Source organism: Chromobacterium sp. INPA-IVC (assembly GCF_059047085.1).
Genome location: NZ_JBTNLS010000006.1, coordinates 197,193 through 213,496 on the forward strand (window position 1 = coordinate 197,193; position 16,304 = coordinate 213,496).

At 66.2% G+C, this 16,304-nt stretch carries 10 protein-coding genes and 1 tRNA gene; 8 read left to right on the forward strand and 3 right to left on the reverse strand.

Annotated features, from left to right (window positions below; genetic code table 11):
* The first annotated feature begins 19 nt into the window (after window positions 1–19).
* On the forward strand, window positions 20–1,093 hold the full coding sequence (locus ACX17K_RS12670) for a YjbE family putative metal transport protein (protein ID WP_493775077.1): 1,074 nt from the start codon (window positions 20–22) through the stop codon (window positions 1,091–1,093).
* 382 nt (window positions 1,094–1,475) lie between these two features.
* On the forward strand, window positions 1,476–3,860 hold the full coding sequence (locus ACX17K_RS12675; protein ID WP_493775078.1) for a chitinase C-terminal domain-containing protein: 2,385 nt from the start codon (window positions 1,476–1,478) through the stop codon (window positions 3,858–3,860).
* Window positions 3,861–3,893: 33 nt separating this feature from the next.
* On the opposite strand, the gene ACX17K_RS12680 is transcribed toward ACX17K_RS12675, so the two are convergent.
* Complete coding sequence (locus tag ACX17K_RS12680) at window positions 3,894–4,064, reverse strand: hypothetical protein (RefSeq protein WP_493775079.1); 171 nt, start codon at window positions 4,062–4,064, stop codon at window positions 3,894–3,896.
* An 86-nt stretch (window positions 4,065–4,150) separates the two neighbouring features.
* Here ACX17K_RS12680 and sgrR point away from each other — a divergent pair, with 86 nt between their 5' ends.
* The gene (gene sgrR, locus ACX17K_RS12685) at window positions 4,151–5,836 is read left to right on the forward strand and encodes an HTH-type transcriptional regulator SgrR (protein WP_493775080.1); all 1,686 of its coding nucleotides are present in this window, start codon (window positions 4,151–4,153) and stop codon (window positions 5,834–5,836) included.
* A gap of 21 nt (window positions 5,837–5,857) precedes the next feature.
* Here the strand turns inward: sgrR and ACX17K_RS12690 are convergent, their stop codons facing one another.
* A complete protein-coding gene (locus ACX17K_RS12690) occupies window positions 5,858–6,430 on the reverse strand; it encodes a hypothetical protein (RefSeq protein ID WP_493775081.1) in 573 nt (190 codons plus the stop codon).
* Window positions 6,431–6,915: 485 nt separating this feature from the next.
* On the opposite strand from ACX17K_RS12690, the gene ACX17K_RS12695 reads away from it, so the two are divergent.
* The 5 genes from ACX17K_RS12695 to ACX17K_RS12715 all read left to right on the forward strand — a co-directional run bounded on the left by ACX17K_RS12695 (window position 6,916) and on the right by ACX17K_RS12715 (window position 14,206).
* Entirely contained in the window at window positions 6,916–8,901 is a 1,986-nt protein-coding gene (locus ACX17K_RS12695) for a methyl-accepting chemotaxis protein (RefSeq protein ID WP_493775082.1), read from the forward strand.
* Between the two features lie 7 nt (window positions 8,902–8,908).
* Window positions 8,909–10,756, forward strand: coding sequence for a methyl-accepting chemotaxis protein (locus ACX17K_RS12700; protein WP_493775083.1), 1,848 nt, complete (start codon window positions 8,909–8,911; stop codon window positions 10,754–10,756).
* Between the two features lie 22 nt (window positions 10,757–10,778).
* Window positions 10,779–11,726 carry an amino acid ABC transporter substrate-binding protein gene (locus ACX17K_RS12705; protein WP_493775084.1) on the forward strand — a complete coding sequence of 316 codons (948 nt, stop codon included), beginning with the start codon at window positions 10,779–10,781 and terminating at the stop codon, window positions 11,724–11,726.
* A 200-nt stretch (window positions 11,727–11,926) separates the two neighbouring features.
* A tRNA-Gly gene (locus tag ACX17K_RS12710) sits at window positions 11,927–12,000 on the forward strand.
* A gap of 55 nt (window positions 12,001–12,055) precedes the next feature.
* Complete coding sequence (locus tag ACX17K_RS12715) at window positions 12,056–14,206, forward strand: AsmA family protein (RefSeq protein WP_493775085.1); 2,151 nt, start codon at window positions 12,056–12,058, stop codon at window positions 14,204–14,206.
* Between the two features lie 102 nt (window positions 14,207–14,308).
* Here ACX17K_RS12715 and ACX17K_RS12720 read toward each other — a convergent pair whose 3' ends face one another.
* Complete coding sequence (locus tag ACX17K_RS12720; protein WP_493775086.1) at window positions 14,309–16,279, reverse strand: cation:proton antiporter; 1,971 nt, start codon at window positions 16,277–16,279, stop codon at window positions 14,309–14,311.
* Window positions 16,280–16,304: the final 25 nt, after the last annotated feature.

Here is a 16,304-nt window from a genome sequence, read left to right on the forward strand (position 1 = left end):
GCCCCTCAAGGAATACGGTATGGAACCCGACAGCCTCGCCCACTCGCTGAGCCTGACCTTCCAGGTCTCCTTCCTGGACCTGATCCTCAGCGGCGACAACGCGCTGGTGATCGCGCTGGCCTGCCGCTCGCTGCCCGAGGCGCTGCGCCGCCGCGCCGTGCTGTGGGGCACCGGCTTCGCCATCGTCCTGCGCCTGCTGCTGGCGGCCGCCGCCGGCGCGCTGCTGCGGGTGCCGATGCTGAAGCTGATCGGCGCCGTCATCCTGCTGGCCATCGCCATCCAGCTGTTGCTGGGCGGAGACGAAGACGGCGGCGGCGAGGCGCTGGCGGAACGGGCCGGCCACAGCCAGCAACTGTGGAACGCGGTGATGCTGGTGGTGGGCGCCGATCTGGCGCTGAGCCTGGACAATGTGGTGGCGCTGGCCGCCGCCGCCCAAGGCAACGCGCTGTTCCTGCTGCTGGGCCTGGCGCTCAGCGTGCCCTTGCTGATGTACGGCAGCCTGCTGCTCTCCAAGCTGATGGACGACTACCCGCTGCTGATCCCGGCCGGCGCCGCCGTGCTGGGCTGGCTGGCCGGCGGCCTGGCCGCCAGCGACGCGCTGTGGGGCGACTGGGTGGCCAGCCAGGTGCCGGCCCTGCTGGTCATGGCGCCGCTTATGGGCGCGGGCTTCGTGCTGCTGCAAAGCCGCATCGTCCGCGAACAGCGGGCCAAGCTGCCCGCCTCGCCGCCTCCCCTGCCGCTGTTCGCTCCCCTGGTCCGCAAGCTGGCCAGCCTGGGCGATGCCGGAACAGGCTCAGGCCCGGCCGAAGCCATTCCGGCTTCGGCGCCTGCCGAGACTCCAGCCGCCCTCCCCTTGGTCCCGTCCGCAGAAACCGCCATCGCGGCGGAAACGCTTTCGCCCCCGATGCCTGTCCCGGCCGAGCCGCGGCAAAGCGGCGAACGGAACGACTCCCGCCTCAGCCCCGCGCTCAAACTGCTGGTCTGCCTCGCCGCGGCGCTAGGCGCGCTGGTGCTGCTGTGGCTGGCCTGGCATCTGCTCAGCCAGGGCCTGCTGCCCGCGCCTCACCATCGCGCGCCATCGCCCCATCCCTGACATCTGGTATGTATCTGGTATGCAACACATTCAGGACAGACTCACTGACCTGATGACCAGCCGTGCTTGAAACCAAGGCCGGTGCCAGCGCGCCCGACCTCCCTCTCTCCCCATCCCCAGCCAGCACCTCAAGGCTTGCAGAATCTCGCCCTACAAGCCTTTACCCATCCCAATCAAAGACAATGTCATTTAGTGCTTTTCCTCTAATAATCAAAATTGATTAATAAAGCCAATTCAATCTGAAAGTTATTAATTACAAGATCGACCTGTAAAAAAGTACAGGGTCATTTTTTATCCTAGTCGCTACATTCCAACTTGCAATACCACTTCAATACAACTCACAACGCTTGTTTCGCACCCAATCACAATAGGGAGATACCGAGTGAGCAAGACCCTGATGCTTGTGAAAAGCGGCCTCGCGGCCGGCGCCATAGGCGGCGTCGCGCTGGTGGCCGGCACCGTGCCATCCGGCGCCCCGTTCCCGGCGACGCATTCCGCCTCCTATCTGCTCAAGACCGCAGACAGCAGCTGCGCCGACCCGGCCTGGAACGCCACCGCCGTCTATACCGGCGGCCAGCGCGTCAGCTACCAGAATCAGACCTGGCAGGCCAAATGGTGGACCCAGGGCAATACGCCCTCCGCCGGAGACGCCAGCCCCTGGCAGCTGATCGGCCAGTGCGGCGGCGGCGGCAATCCACCGCCGGTCGATCCGCCGCTGGTGCAGGTGCCCGCGCCCACCGGCAACGCGCTGTGCCGGCCCGAGGCGCTGGCGCAGACCCAGGGCGTGGACGTTCCCTACTGCGCGGTTTACAAGCAGGGCGGCTCGGAACAGCTGGCCAACGGCAGCCGCCGCCGCATCATCGGCTACTTCACCAGCTGGCGCACCGGCAAGGACGGCAGCCCGGCCTATCTGGCCAGCGACATCCCCTGGAACAAGCTCACCCACATCAACTACGCCTTCGCCCATGTCGACGGCGACAACAAGCTGTCGGTCAACGACGCCGCGCCGGGCAATCCAGCCACCGACATGACCTGGCCAGGCGTGGCCGGCGCCGAAATGGACGCCAGCCTGCCGTACAAGGGCCACTTCAACCTGCTGACCCAGTACAAACGCAAATACCCGGGCGTGAAGACGCTGATCTCGGTGGGCGGCTGGGCGGAAACCGGCGGCTACTTCGACGCCAGCGGCAAGCGCGTGGCCAGCGGCGGCTTCTACAGCATGACCGTCAACGCCGACGGCACCGTCAACCAGGCCGGCATCAACGCCTTCTCCGACTCCGCGGTCGCCTTCCTGCGCAAATACGGCTTCGACGGCGTCGACATCGATTTCGAATACCCGACCTCGATGAACAACGCTGGCAACCCGCTGGACTGGAGCTTCTCCAACGCCCGCCTGGGCTCACTGACCAAGGGCTATGTGGCGCTGCTGCAGACGCTGCGCGACCGCCTGGACCGCGCCGCCGCCCAAGACGGCCGCTACTACCAGATCACCGCCGCGGTGCCGGCCTCCGGCTACCTGCTGCGCGGCATGGAAACCTTCCAGGGCCTGAAGTATCTGGACTTCGTCAACGTGATGTCGTACGACCTGCACGGCGCCTGGAACCGTTTCGTCGGCCCCAACGCCGCGCTGTACGATGACGGCAAGGATGCCGAACTGGCGTTCTGGAACGTGTACAGCACGCCGCAGTACGGCAATATCGGCTACCTGAACACCGACTGGGCCTACCACTACTACCGCGGCGGCCTGCCGGCCTCGCGCGTCAACATGGGCGTGCCCTACTACACCCGCGGCTGGAAAAACGTCACCGGCGGCAGCAACGGCCTGTGGGGCAGCTCGGTGGGCAGCAACTGCCCGACCGGCCTGACCGAATGCGGCGACGGCGCGGTGGGGATCGACAACATCTGGCACGACCTGGACGACAGCGGCAAGGAGATCCCGGGCGGCTCCAACCCGATGTGGCACGCCAAGAACCTGGAGAAAGGCCTGGCCGGCAGCTACCTCGCCTCTTACGGCATCGACACCACGCTGCCGATCAACCAGCTCACCGGCAGCTATCAGCGCAGCTACAACAGCGCGCTGGCCGCGCCGTGGCTGTGGAACGCTAGCAAGAACGTGTTCCTGTCCACCGAGGACGAGCAGTCCATCGCGCAAAAAGCGGCCTGGATCGACGCCAACAACATCGGCGGCGTGATGTTCTGGGAACTGGCCGGCGACTATGACTGGAAAGCCCAGCGCAACAACGGCCAGGGCGAGTACTTCATCGGCACCACGCTGACCTCGCTGCTGTACAACACCTTCAGCCAACCGGCCAAGGTCAGCGCCCGCCGCGCCGACGCCGCGCCGGCGCCGACCGCGGCGATAGACGTGGGCTTCAGCCTGGGCGGCTTCAAGCTGGGCGATCAGAACTATCCGATCAATCCCAAGCTGACCATCGTCAACCGCTCGCAAACCACGCTGCCCGGCGGCACCGAGTTCCAGTTCGACGTGCCGACCTCGGCGCCGGCCAATATCGCCGACCAGTCCGGCTTCGGGCTCAAGGTGATCAGCGCCGGCCACAGCGGCAGCAACGTCGGCGGCCTGAAGGGCGACTTCAACCGCGTGTCGGTGAAGCTGCCCAGCTGGCAGAGCCTGGGCGCCGGACAAAGCGTGACGCTGGACGTGGTGTATTACCTGCCGATCTCCGGCCCCAGCCACTACACAGTGGGCCTGAACGGAAAAACCTACGCCATCCGCGACGAAGCGCCCTACCTGCCTTATCTGCGCTGAGCGCTCCCGGCCCGCGCCAGCCGCGGGCCCGGATCAATCCCTTGTTCCTCCGCTTGCGGCCGGCTCATCCCGGCCGTTTTTTTCGTCATCCCATTGCATCACCTCGTTCAGGCGGCTCAAGGCCTCTTGAGGATCAATGCCAAACAACGGGCGCTGTCCGCTCAGATAGTCATGTAAAAAACGCGACAACGATTTGCTCTCCATATTCCACTCCTCATGCTGGATGCCGCATTGTCGCGCTGATAACATGAACAAAAAATTGCTGACTTTTTCCTACAAATTTCCCCTTTATGAGCCATAATCGCCTGTTGCAACAATACAGCCGCCTGCGCCAGGGCTTCGCCGGCCAGGATGGCGAAGCCTCGCTGCAGCAGCTGGCCGACCTGCTGTGCTGCACCCGCCGCCACATGCGCAGCCTGCTGGTCCAGATGCAGGGACTGGGCTGGCTGGAATGGGATGCCCGCGCCGGCCGCGGCAGCCGTTCCGGCCTGCGCTTTCTGCGCGGCGTGGGGGAACTGCAGCGACGGCAAGCGGAAACGCTGTTGGAGCAAGGCAAGGTGGAACAGGCGGTGGCGCTGCTGGACGACGATCCCCGGCAACTGGCGCCGCTGCTGCTGTCCCGCCTGGGCCACCGCTGGAGCCAGGACCGCCAGGTGCTGGGCGTGCCTTATTACCGGCCGATGCCCAATCTGATGCCCGGCACGCCGCTCAGGCGCTCCGAACGCCATCTGGTGTCCCAGATCTTCAACGGACTGACCCGGCTAAACGAGGAAAAAGGGGAAATAGAAGGCGATCTCGCCCATCACTGGGAACAACATTCGGAGCGAGAGTGGCATTTCCACCTGCGGCCGCGGGTACGCTGGCACGATGGCCGCGAGCTGAGCCTGGACGATATCGCCGCCACCTTGGCGCGCTTGCGCACCCAGCCCCTGTTTTCCCATCTAACGGGCATGCGCCGGCTATCGCCGCGCAGCATCGCCATCCAGCTGTCCGAGCCCGATCCCCGGCTGCCCCGGCTCTTGGCCGACCCGGCCGCGCTGGCGCTGCCGGCCGACCACGGCGCCCGCCCCGGCTTCGCCTCCCGTCCCGTCGGCACCGGCCCCTACCGGGTGGCGATCAACGATGCGCACCGGCTGTCGCTGCAAGCCTTCGACGACTACTTCGGCCACCGCGCGCTGCTGGACCAGGTGGACATCTGGATGGTGCCCAAGCTGGGCGACCAGCTGGAGCTGGACGTCCAGGGCATCTGCGATCTGACCGTGGAAATCAATCCGCGGCCGGCGCAGGAGCAAACCGAAATGTCGCTGGAAACCGGTGTTTATTTCCTGCTGTGCGACGGCCGCTCTCCCCTGATGCGGGACGACGCCATCCGGCGATGGCTGGCCCAGGCGCTGACGCCGCTGGCCATCATGCAGCAGACCCCGCCCGCCGCCCGCCAGTTCTGGGTGGCGGCGGCCGGCCTGCTGCCGCGCTGGCACCACAGCCAGCCGCAAACGCCCTCCCCCGCGCCCAGCCTCCCGCCGCTTAGGCTGGCCTATTACGAACAGCATCCAGAATACCGGCAGATCGCCGCCGCCATCGAACAATGCCTGGCGCCGCACGGCATCGCCGTCGAATGCCGGACTTGCAGCTATCAGGATTGGGAATACGGCGAAGGAGAGGCCGACCTATGGCTGGGCACGGTCAATTTCAGCTGCGATATAGACTATGCGGTGCCGGCCTGGCTGCTGGGCACGCCGCTGCTGCGGCGCTGCCTGGCGCCGGCGCTGCCGCTGGAACAATGGCTGCGCGGCTGGCGCCGCGGCGAGGAGCAGGCGCACAGCCTGGCGGCCCAGGCTGTGAGGCGGCACTGGATGCTGCCGCTGTTTCATAATTGGCTGCGCCTGAAGGGGCCGGGCCAGATAGAAGACTTCCGTCTCAACAGCATGGGCTGGTTCGACTTCAAATCGGTCTGGCTGCGCCCTGGAGAAGCCTAGGCCGCGCCAACGGCAACCCGCTTAGTTATACGGCAGTTCGTATACCTGCAGGGTTTGCAGGGCCAGCGGATTGACCGACTCTACCTTGCCGCTGCTGTAATCGACGATCAGCGGGTGCCTGGCGGGATCGCAGGTGGTCGCGACGCCGCCCGCCCTGTCGCCTCCCGAGATGTTCACCGAAGTCGGCCCGACGCCGGCTGGCTTGCGGCCCAGATTGTTCAGCTCCAGCGCATTGGCCAGATCGCCGGACAGAAACAGCGCGCGCACGCCCTGAGGATGGTTGCGCACGCACAAGAAAGACTGGAAATAGCGAACCTTGCGGTTGTTGATCAGGTAGAAGTCCTTGTCATAGATGGCTTCGTTGACCACGTAGGCCATGTCCTGCACCGCGCCCTCGGCCCCAGCGGCATTGACGATGAACCGACTGCCGGACTTCAGGCAGCCCAGACGCTGGTCCAGCCACATGTCCGCCATTTCCGACGCCGCGCACTTGAGCGGCCCCTGGTACGGCCTCACCGCCTCCGCGGCGAACGCCGGCATGCCCAGACAGGCCGCCAACGGCAGCCACGACAGTATTTGCAATATCTTGTGCATTTGCCCACCACCCAAACAGAATGCATGCGCCGCCGGTCCGCATCGCCCGCGACGCGCCACCGGCCCCATATACCCCGCCCGGCCCACCCTCTTTTATGTTCCCCGGAAACAGGCAAGCGCCTCTTCCCATCATTCGCCTTCACGCAAACGGCCTCCCCAGGACGTTCGCCATGCCAAAATCCAGCAAGAAACCTTTTAGCATATTCCTGGGGCAACTTTATGTCACCAAGAATTTACAAACCAACCGTCCGGCATGCGTCGCCCGGCTTTGCCGGACACGCCTCCGCCAAAGCCAGGAGGCGTCAGCCGATAGCAACATATTGAAGCCGAGCCGGCGCGCGCGCCTCGGATCCCGCCGGCTTCGCGGCAAACGGCCTCATCCGATCCCCATCTCCCGCGAGCCTCCTCGGCGACTTTGCCTATAGTGAAATCCGATGCCCGTATTCATGGCATCCGGATTCCTCATCCCATCAAGGGAGTAACGCATGCTGTCCCGGCTATCGATCGCCAGCAAGCTGCTATTGCTGCTGCTGCCCTTTTCCCTGGCCTTGGTAGGCCTCGCCAGCATCCTGTCGCTGGACCGCCTGCAAACCCTGAACGAGTTGCAGCGTTCGGACCGGCTGATCGCCATCGCCGGCGACTCCAGCCAGCTGATACACGACCTCCAGACCGAGCGCGGCCTCAGCAACGGCTTCCTCAGCGGGCAAGCCGCCGCGCTGCCTCCGCCATTGCAGGCGGCGCGCGCCAACGGCGACAAGTCGCTGGCCGGTTTCGCCTCCGCCAGCGGCGAGCTGCGCGACAGCCGGCTGAAGGAAACGCTGGGCGGGCTGAACAGCCAGCTGCAAGGCCTGGCCCAGCTGCGCGCGGACATCGAGAAGCGCGGCATCGCCGCCCCGGACGCCTTCGCCGCCTACTCCAAGGACATCGACAGCCTGATCGGTCTGATCGCCCGGCTGGCGCAAGCCAACAACGACGGCGACCTGCTGCGCAGCACCATGGCCCTGCTCAATCTGCAGTGCGAGAAGGAGTTCGCGGGGCGGGAGCGCGGCTACGTCAACGGCCTGCTGCAGACCGGGGTGCTCAACCAGCAAAGCCACGCGCAGGCGGCCAGCCTGATCGCCAAGCAGGACGCCTGCGCCAGCCAGTTCAAGCTGATCGCCGGCGACGCCCTCCGCGCCCAGAAGGAAGCGCTGGACAGCGGCGACGAAAGCCGCGCGGTGCAGGCGTTGCGAGCCAAGGTGATGAGCCAGGCGCTGGGCCAGCCGGTTGGCGTGGCGCCGGCCGCATGGTTCCAGGCCACCACCAGGCGCATCGACGCGCTGAAAAGCGGACAGGACCAATTGCTGGCGCAGATGGCGCAGATGGTGGCCGTCAAAGTGGCGCAGGCTCGCTCGGACCTGACGCTGACGCTGGGCGGATCGGCGCTGGTGATCCTGTTGCTGGGCGGCCTGGGCTTCGGCATCTATCGCGGCATACACGTGCCGGTGCAGCGGCTGGAGGTGCTGATGACGTCGATGAGCCAGGATTTCGATCTGCGTCCGCGGGCGACGATCCAGGGCCACGACGAAATCGCCCGCATGGGACAGGCCTTCGACCACCTGGTGGATGCTTTCGCGCACACGCTGAACGAGGTCAACCGCAACGCCCACACTCTGGTGGACGCCGCCAACAGCATGCTGGACATCGCGGAGCGGGCGGCCAAGGCATCGGAAACGCAAAGCCAGTCGGCGACTGAAATCGCCGCCGCCGTCGAACAGATGTCCGCCGGCATCGAGTCGGTCACCAGCAACACCCAGCAATCGCTGACCCTGGCCCAGCAGATGCAGCGCAGCGTCCACGACGGCCGCGAACGCATGGGCGACACCACCTCGGCCATGCACCAGACTTCGTCGGTGCTCGGCGACGCCGGCAACCGCATCGAATCGCTGCAGCGCAAATCCGAGGACATCCGCTCCATCATCACCGCCATCCGCGAGATCGCCGACCAGACCAACCTGCTGGCGCTGAACGCCGCCATCGAAGCGGCGCGAGCCGGCGAGATGGGCCGGGGCTTCGCGGTGGTGGCCGACGAGGTGCGCAAGCTGGCCGAGCGCACCGGCAAGGAAACGCTGGACATCACCGCTCTGATCGAGGACATCCGCGGCGAGACGCAGACCGCGGCCCACCACATGCAGGAAGCGCAGGATCGGATGGAGTCCGGCCTGCAGCTGGTCAGCCGGACCGTCGACGATCTGGAGCAGATACACGCCGAAGCCGGCCACGCCGCCAACAAGAGCCAGGACACCGCCACCGCGATGGCCGAGCAGACCTCGGCCAGCAATGAGGTGGCCACCAATATCAGCGTGATCGCCTCGCTGGCCGAGGACAACGCCTCGCTGGTGCAAGAGGTGGCCAAACTGTCCGACCGGCTGAACGCATCCGCGGGGGAACTGGTGCGCTTGGTGGACCGCTTCAAGCATCTCGCGGAATAACCCGGCCATGCCTCATCGTTTGAAATTGGTCCACAAGCTGGTGCTGCTCACCGCGCCGCTGGCCCTGTTGCTGCTGGCGGGCGCAGCCGCCTACACCCTGGATCGGCGGCATGCCGCGGACCAGCTGCAACAGGACGTGAAGCTGGCGGACAACGCGGCGCTGATCGGAGAGTTGATCCATGCGCTGCAAAGCGAGCGCGGTCTCAGCAACGGCTATCTGAACGCCTCGGCGCCGATGCCGGACGCGCTGCGCCAGCGCCGCGTAGAAGCCTCGTCGCTGCTGGACAGGCTGCGGCGGCAGCCGGCCGACGGCTTGAAGCCGCGGCTGCGCGCCTTCATCGACAGCAATGTCCCCGCCGCGGACCAGCTCAACCGCCTGCGCGAGCGCGTCGACATCCACCGCATCGCGCCGCTGGAGATGTTCTCCGCCTATTCGACGATGATAGAGCAGCTGACAGGCGTGGTCGCGCTGTTCGACGCGCAGAGCGAAGACATCCGGGCCAGCGTGCAGCAATGGTCGGCCTTGCAGTGCCAAAGCGAATACACCGGCCGGACCCGCGGCCTGGTCAACGGCGTGCTGTCATCCGGCCGGATAACGGTGGCCGACGTCCGCCGGGTCAGCGGCGTGACATCGCAAGAAACCCTATGCGAGCAGCTGTATCTGCAACACGGCGGCAACCCCTCCGCGCTGGCCCAGGCCCTGCAGTCCACGCGCGATTTCGAAGCCATGCGCGACAGACTGCTGGAAAGCGAACCCGGCGAACTGAGGCCGCGGCTTTCCCCGGCAGCCTGGTTCCGGACCGCCAGCGCGCGAATCGACGCCCTGTACCGCCTGCAGCGGCAAATGTTGCTGGACATCCGCCAGCGCTCGTCCGACCAGGCCGAACAGGCCCGGCGCCGCAGCTGGCTGGCGTTGGCCAGCTGGCTGGCCTTGCTGTTGCCGATAGGCGCCTCCATCCTGCTGGCCCGCGACATCGTCCGCACCCTGGGCGCGGAGCCGGAAGACGTCGCGCAGGGCATGCGCGAGCTGGCCGACGGCAGGCTGGCTTTCACCCTGCCGCTGGCCAAACGCGATACGCGCAGCCTGGCCGCCCACATCCGCAAGATGGGCGAGAAGCTGTCCGCCGTGATCCTGCAGGTGCAGGCCGACGCCGACGCGGTGGCCAATGCCTCGCTGCAGCTGAACAACGCCTCGCAAAACCTGTCCGCCAGCGCCTGCGGCACCTCGGCCAGCATCGAGCAGACCTGCGTGACCGTGGACAGCATCAGCCGCCAGATGTTCGACATGGCCGACCAGGCCAGCCATACCGGCGAGATCGCCAACGAAGCCGCCAGCCAGGCCGACGCCGGCAACCGCGTGGTCGGCGAGGCGATACAGGCGATGCGCCGCATCGCCCAACGCACCGACATCATCGACGACATCGCCTACCAGACCAATCTGCTGGCGCTGAACGCCGCCATCGAGGCCGCGCGCGCCGGCGAGGTGGGCAAAGGCTTCGCCGTGGTGGCCGACGAGGTGCGCAAGCTGGCGATACGCAGCCAGAACGCCGCCAAGGAGATCGGCCAGGTGGCCGCCCGCAGCGTGCAGCTGGCGGAAAGCGCCGGCGCCAGCCTGGACGCCATCGTCGCCTCCAGCCGCGAAACCCGGGAGTTGGTGGAAGGCATCTCCCGGGACGCGTCCGCCCAGGCCCGCCAAGTCGGCAACATCACCTCGGTGATGCAAGGCCTGAGCCATCTGTCCCAAGACAACGCCGCCACCAGCGAAGAGCTGTCGGCGGCCGCTCACGAAACGGCCCAGCGCGCCGACAGCCTGCGCCGGCAGATGGAATATTTCCAGCAGCCGCCGCGAAATTGAATCCCGAGCGGCCTCGAACGATATGCCAGCATCTCTCCCCGCGATGAAGCCGACGCCGACCGACGAATCGATGAAACGCCGGACCCGTCTCGCCGTTCCGGGCCGCCATAGGCTGACGGCCTTGCTGTGCTCGGCGTGGGCGGCGGCAGCGATGGCGGCGGGAGAACCGGCCCCGATCCGCTATCCGGCGTTTCCGCAGGGATCCGAAACCCGCTTCCAGCCCTATCTCGACCTGCTGCGCGAAGCCGTCGAGCACACCAACGCCAAATACGGCCCCGCCGCGCTGCAGCCCTCTTCCAGAACGATGAACGAGTCCCGCTATCTGCAGGAATTGCAGCAGGGCAATCTCGACGTGATCTGGAGCTCCACCACCGAAGAGCGCGAACGGCAGATGCTGGCCGTGCGCATCCCGCTGGACAAGGGCCTGCTCGGCTATCGAATCGCGCTGATCCCGGCCGACCGCCAAACGGCTATGGCCGGCGTGCGCGACCTGGCCGGCCTGCGCCGCCTGCGCGTGGGCCAGGGGCTGGGCTGGGGAGACATCCAGCTGTACCGCTACAACGGCATCAAGGTGACCGAGGCTGGTTACGAGCTGCTGTTTTCCATGCTGGACAAGAAACGCTTCGACCTGTTTCCGCGCGGCATCGGCGAGGTCTTCCCCGAATTCGACAGCCGCGCGCCCATCTATCCCGGCCTGGCCGTGGACAAGGCCCTGCTGCTCTACTACCCGTGGCCATATTACTTTTTCTTCAATCGCGAACGCGGCGCCGAGCTGGCCAAGCGAGTGGAGGAAGGCCTGCGCCTGATGCTGAAGGACGGCTCCTACGACAGGTTTTTCCTGCAGCATTACGGCGCGGCGATACGGCGCGCCGAGCTGGACAGCCGGACGCTGATCCGGCTGGAAAATCCGCTGCTGCCGAAAGACACCCCGCTGGACGACGCCAGGCTGTGGTACCGGCCGGGCCGCTGACAACGAGGGACGCGTTCCGGGACTTTGCCCCCTCGCCGCGCGGCGCCGAGCCAGCGCCCACGCGAATCCTTTCACATCAAACACTTAGAAAAACAAACCGCGCCGCCTCCGTCAAATCCGTCCCGGATGGTGATTTTGCTGCGCCGCAAAATCTTGCCAATCCCGGCGAAACCCGCTAAATTCGTCGGCTCTAGAAGCGCGCGGGTGTAGCTCAATGGTAGAGCAGAAGCTTCCCAAGCTTACGACGAGGGTTCGATTCCCTTCACCCGCTCCACAGGCTTCCCGCACCTCCCAGACAACTCCATGCATGGCCTCTCCGAGCGACCCCGATGAAATTGAACTCCGGCCGGCTGTGGCTAAGAATCGCGACCTACGGCACCCTGGCCGTGGTCCTGCTGCTGGTATTGATCCGAGCGCTGATCTACTGGCAATTTGACGAAGCCGCCGTGCGCGGCAGCCTGACCCACGCCCTGCAAGACACCGGGCGCAGCGTCCGCATCGACGGCCGCATCACGCCCCAGGTTTTCCCCTACCCCGGCATTGAAATAGAAAAACTCAGCGTCAGCGAGCCCGGCAAGCCCGACGCCTTCGCGCGCGTGGAAATGCTGCGCGTGTCGCTGGCCTGGCTGCCGCTGCTGCTGGGCAACCGCGAAGTCAAGGCGCTGGATCTGTACGGCCCCAGCGCCGGCGTCAGCCGCGGCCTGGACGGGCAACTGAACATCGCCGACCTGTTCCAGCGCCGCCGCCAGGACAACTACACCCTCAAGCTGGACCGGCTGACCGTGCGCGAAGGCACGCTGCTGCTGTCCGACCAGCTCACCCACACCGACAAGCGCCTGGCCAGCATCAGCCTGGACGCCGACAACCTGCGCGGCACCGCCGACGTCAGCTTCGGCGCCATTCTGGACGACGACAAGCGTCCGGTGCGCCTGGCGCTGACCACGCCGCTGGCGATACAGGACGACCAGGTCAGCCTGCCTGAACTGGAGGCGGTGGCGATCAGCACCATCCCGGGCCTCGGCGAAACCAAATTGACCGTCGCCGGCCAGTACAAGCTCAACTTCGCGTCGCTGCAGGCCACCGGCAGCGACGTCACCGTCAGCTTCACCAGCGAGCGCCCCAGCAGCGAAGTCAAGCTGACCCTGCCGCAGATCAACGCCAGCCTGCGCGAGCTGACCATGCCGTCCGGCACTCTCAGCGCCAAGCTCAGCTACGCCCGCAGCCAGTACCAGCTGCAAGCGGCGCTGGACAACCTGAAGCTGAGCGAGGGCGGTCTCTACGCCGACAAGCTGGACGGCGAGTTCAACTGGCTGGCCGGCTCCAGCAAGGTCAACGTCAAGCTGAACGCACCGCTGTCGCTGGCAGGCATGAATCAGCTGCTGATGCAGCCGCTGAAGCTGACCAGCACCATCACCACACCGGCGCTGCCGCGCGGCCGCCTGGTGGCCAGCATGGAGGGCGCGCTGGACGGCGACATCGACGAGCCGCGCTTCAATCTGCGCGTCGCCGGCAAGCTGGACGGCTCCGACGTGTCCGCCACGCTGAGCCAGTACGGCCTGATCAAGCCGCGCCACGAAGCGATGCTGTCCATCGGCAAACTGGACCTGAACCGCTACCTGCCCGAAACCCAGGGCGATCCGGTGGCGATCTTCCAAAACACCAATGAAATCCCGCTGGACTGGCTGGACTTCTTCGACCTGAACGGTAAGGTGGCGATAGGCGAGCTCGCGATGGGCCGCTTCCGCATCAACCACATCACCAGCAATGTGCGCATCAATCCGCGCGCGCTGGAGCTGGACCAGATGTCCGCCGACATCTACGACGGCCGCCTGCAGGGCGACGCCTCGCTGAGCCGCCGCGACGTGCCGCATCTGCAGGTGAAGCAGACCCTGCAGGGCATGAAGATCCGCCCGCTGCTGGTGGACCTGTTCAACTTCAACCGCCTGGACGGCAAGGGCAACGGCAAGATCGACATCAACGCCGACGGCAAATCCTTCGCCGAGCTGCGCAGCACGCTCAACGGCGACGCGTCCTTCAGCCTGAACAACGGCGCCCTGACCGGCATCGACCTGGTGGCGGCGCTGAAGAACCTGCCGGCCGAACTCAAAGAGTGGAACGCCGCCGCGCAAAACGACCAGAAGACCACCTTCTCCACGCTGTCCACCAGCTTCAAGCTGGACAGCGGCGTGGCGCGCAGCCAGGACCTGAAGCTGGCCTCGCAGCTGGTCAACGTCAACGGCGGCGGCAAGGTGGACCTGAAGCAGAGCATCGTCGACTACACGATGGACGTGCAGGCCAATCCGCAGGAGTTCGTCCGGCTGAAAGGCGTCAACGTGCCGCTGAAGATCACCGGCCCGCTCAATGCGCCGGTGTACGCGCTGGACTTCAACGCGCTGGTCAAAGGCAAGAAGACCGAGGGCGAAAAGCAGCAGGCGCTGAAACAGCAGCTGCAGAAGCAGATCACCACCATCCTGCCCTGAGCCCCGGGCTCGAACGAAAAGCCCCGGTTTCCCGGGGCTTTTTGCTGCCGGCGCGTCCAGCGCGCCTCGCGCGAAATCAGGCCTTCTCTTCTCTGGCTGCGCTCAATCGCCCTGCAGGATCCGGGACTCCGCCAGCGCCAGTTGCTCCGGCGTGCCCAGCAGCACCATCACGTCGTCCGGCGCCACTTCGAAGCTGTCGTCGAAATCGGTGCGGCGCACGCGGTTGCGGCGGATCGCCTTCAACTCCACGCCCAGGCCGGCCAGGCCCAGCGCGCCCAACGGCTGGCCGATGGCCGCCGCGCCGCCGCACACCTGCACGCTCAGCAAACGGGGCACCAGCGACTCTTCCAGGCTCTCCGTCTCGTCGCTGCTGCCGCGGAAAAAGCCGCGGAACAGGTCGTAGCGCTCCTCCCGCACCGCGCGGATGCGCCGCAGCACGCGGCTGGGCGGCACGCCCGCCTCCAGCAGCGCCTGCGAGGCCAGCATCAGGCTGCCCTCCATCACCTCGGCCACCACTTCATCGGCGCCGGCCTGGCGCAGCACATCCAGCTCGCTCTCGTCTATCGTGCGCACGATCACCGGCAGCTCCGGCCGCACTTCGCGCACCGTGTGCAGGATGCGCAGCGCGGCGTGGGTGTCGGCGAAGGTCACCACCACCACCTTGGCCCGCATCAGGCCGGCGGCGAGCAGTACCTCCTTCTTGCCGGCGTCGCCGAACACCACCTGGTCGCCGGCCTCGCCCGCCTCGCGCACCCGCTCTGGATCCATGTCCAGCGCGAAGGTATTGATCTTCTCGGTCTCCAACAGCCGCGCCAGCGCCTGGCCGCTGCGGCCGTAGCCGCAGATCAGCACGTGATCGTCCTTGCTCATGCCCGCCACCAGCATCTGGTGCAGGTCCAGCGACTGCAGCATCCAGTCCTGCCGGATCAGCCGGCGGGTGATGCGCTCGCCGTGCATGATCAGGAAAGGCGCCGCCAGCATCGAAATCAGGATGGCGGCGATGGCGGCCTGGGCCATCGGCGCAGCCACCAGGTTCAGGTTCAGCGCCAGCGACAGCAGCACGAAACCGAACTCGCCGCCCTGCGCCAGCGCCAGCGCCGAGCGCATCGCGTCGTTGGAGCGGTGGCCGAACAGCCGGCCCAGGCCGAACACCACCGCCAGTTTCAGCGGCAGCAGCAAAGCCAGCAGCAACAGCACATCGCCGAAACGGCCGAACAATACCGACAGCTCCAGCTTCATGCCCACGGTGATGAAGAAGAAGCCCAGCAGGATGTCGCGGAAGGGTTTGATATCCTCTTCCACCTGGTAGCGGTACTCGGTTTCCGAGATCAGCATGCCGGCGACGAAGGCGCCCAGCGCCAGGCTGAGGCCGGAAAGCTCGGTCATCCAGGCGATGCCCAGCGTCACCAGCAGCACGTTGATCATGAACAGTTCGCCGGAACGCTGCCGCGCCACCAGGTGGAACCACGGCCGCACCAGGCGCTGGCCGAAGAACAGCAGCAGCGCCAGCACCACCAGCACCTTGCCGCCCGCCTTGGCCAGATCCAGCCACAGCGTGTCGCTGCCGCCGGCGAAGGCCGGCAGCATGATCAGCAGCGGCACCACGGCGATGTCCTGGAACAGCAGCACGCCTATCGCCAGCTGACCGTGCGGCTGGTTCAGCTCCAGCCTTTCCGCCAGCAGCTTGCTGACGATGGCGGTGGACGACATCGCCAATGCGCCGCCGACGGCGAAACCAGTCAGCGGGCTGCCGGTCAGATAGGCGATGGCCATCGCCACCAGCAGCATGGTCAGCGCCACCTGGGCGAATCCGACGCCGAACACCAGCTGCCGCATCGCCCTCAGCCTAGGCAGGGAAAACTCCAGGCCGATGGTGAACATCATGAACACGATGCCGATTTCGCCGAGAAAGGCGGTTTCCTTGCCCTGCGGGATCAGATTCATCACCCCCGGCCCCGTCAGGAAGCCCACCACCAGGTAGCCGAGCATGGCCGGAACCTTCAGGCTTCGGCACAAGGTGACCACCAGCACGGCGGCCAACAGGACAAGGACGATGGGGGCCATGGAATGCATCGGCGGTCGGGGCTCCAGGATACGA

What these genes read in the sequence shown, in the direction of transcription:
- ACX17K_RS12720 (WP_493775086.1), bottom strand. Translation starts at nt 16,279, where the DNA reads ATGCATTCCATGGCCCCCATCGTCCTTGTCCTGTTGGCCGCCGTGCTG.
- ACX17K_RS12680 (WP_493775079.1), bottom strand. Translation starts at nt 4,064, where the DNA reads ATGGAGAGCAAATCGTTGTCGCGTTTTTTACATGACTATCTGAGCGGA.
- sgrR (WP_493775080.1), top strand. Translation starts at nt 4,151, where the DNA reads ATGAGCCATAATCGCCTGTTGCAACAATACAGCCGCCTGCGCCAGGGC.
- ACX17K_RS12700 (WP_493775083.1), top strand. Translation starts at nt 8,909, where the DNA reads ATGCCTCATCGTTTGAAATTGGTCCACAAGCTGGTGCTGCTCACCGCG.
- ACX17K_RS12695 (WP_493775082.1), top strand. Translation starts at nt 6,916, where the DNA reads ATGCTGTCCCGGCTATCGATCGCCAGCAAGCTGCTATTGCTGCTGCTG.
- ACX17K_RS12705 (WP_493775084.1), top strand. Translation starts at nt 10,779, where the DNA reads ATGCCAGCATCTCTCCCCGCGATGAAGCCGACGCCGACCGACGAATCG.
- ACX17K_RS12715 (WP_493775085.1), top strand. Translation starts at nt 12,056, where the DNA reads ATGAAATTGAACTCCGGCCGGCTGTGGCTAAGAATCGCGACCTACGGC.
- ACX17K_RS12670 (WP_493775077.1), top strand. Translation starts at nt 20, where the DNA reads ATGGAACCCGACAGCCTCGCCCACTCGCTGAGCCTGACCTTCCAGGTC.
- ACX17K_RS12690 (WP_493775081.1), bottom strand. Translation starts at nt 6,430, where the DNA reads ATGCACAAGATATTGCAAATACTGTCGTGGCTGCCGTTGGCGGCCTGT.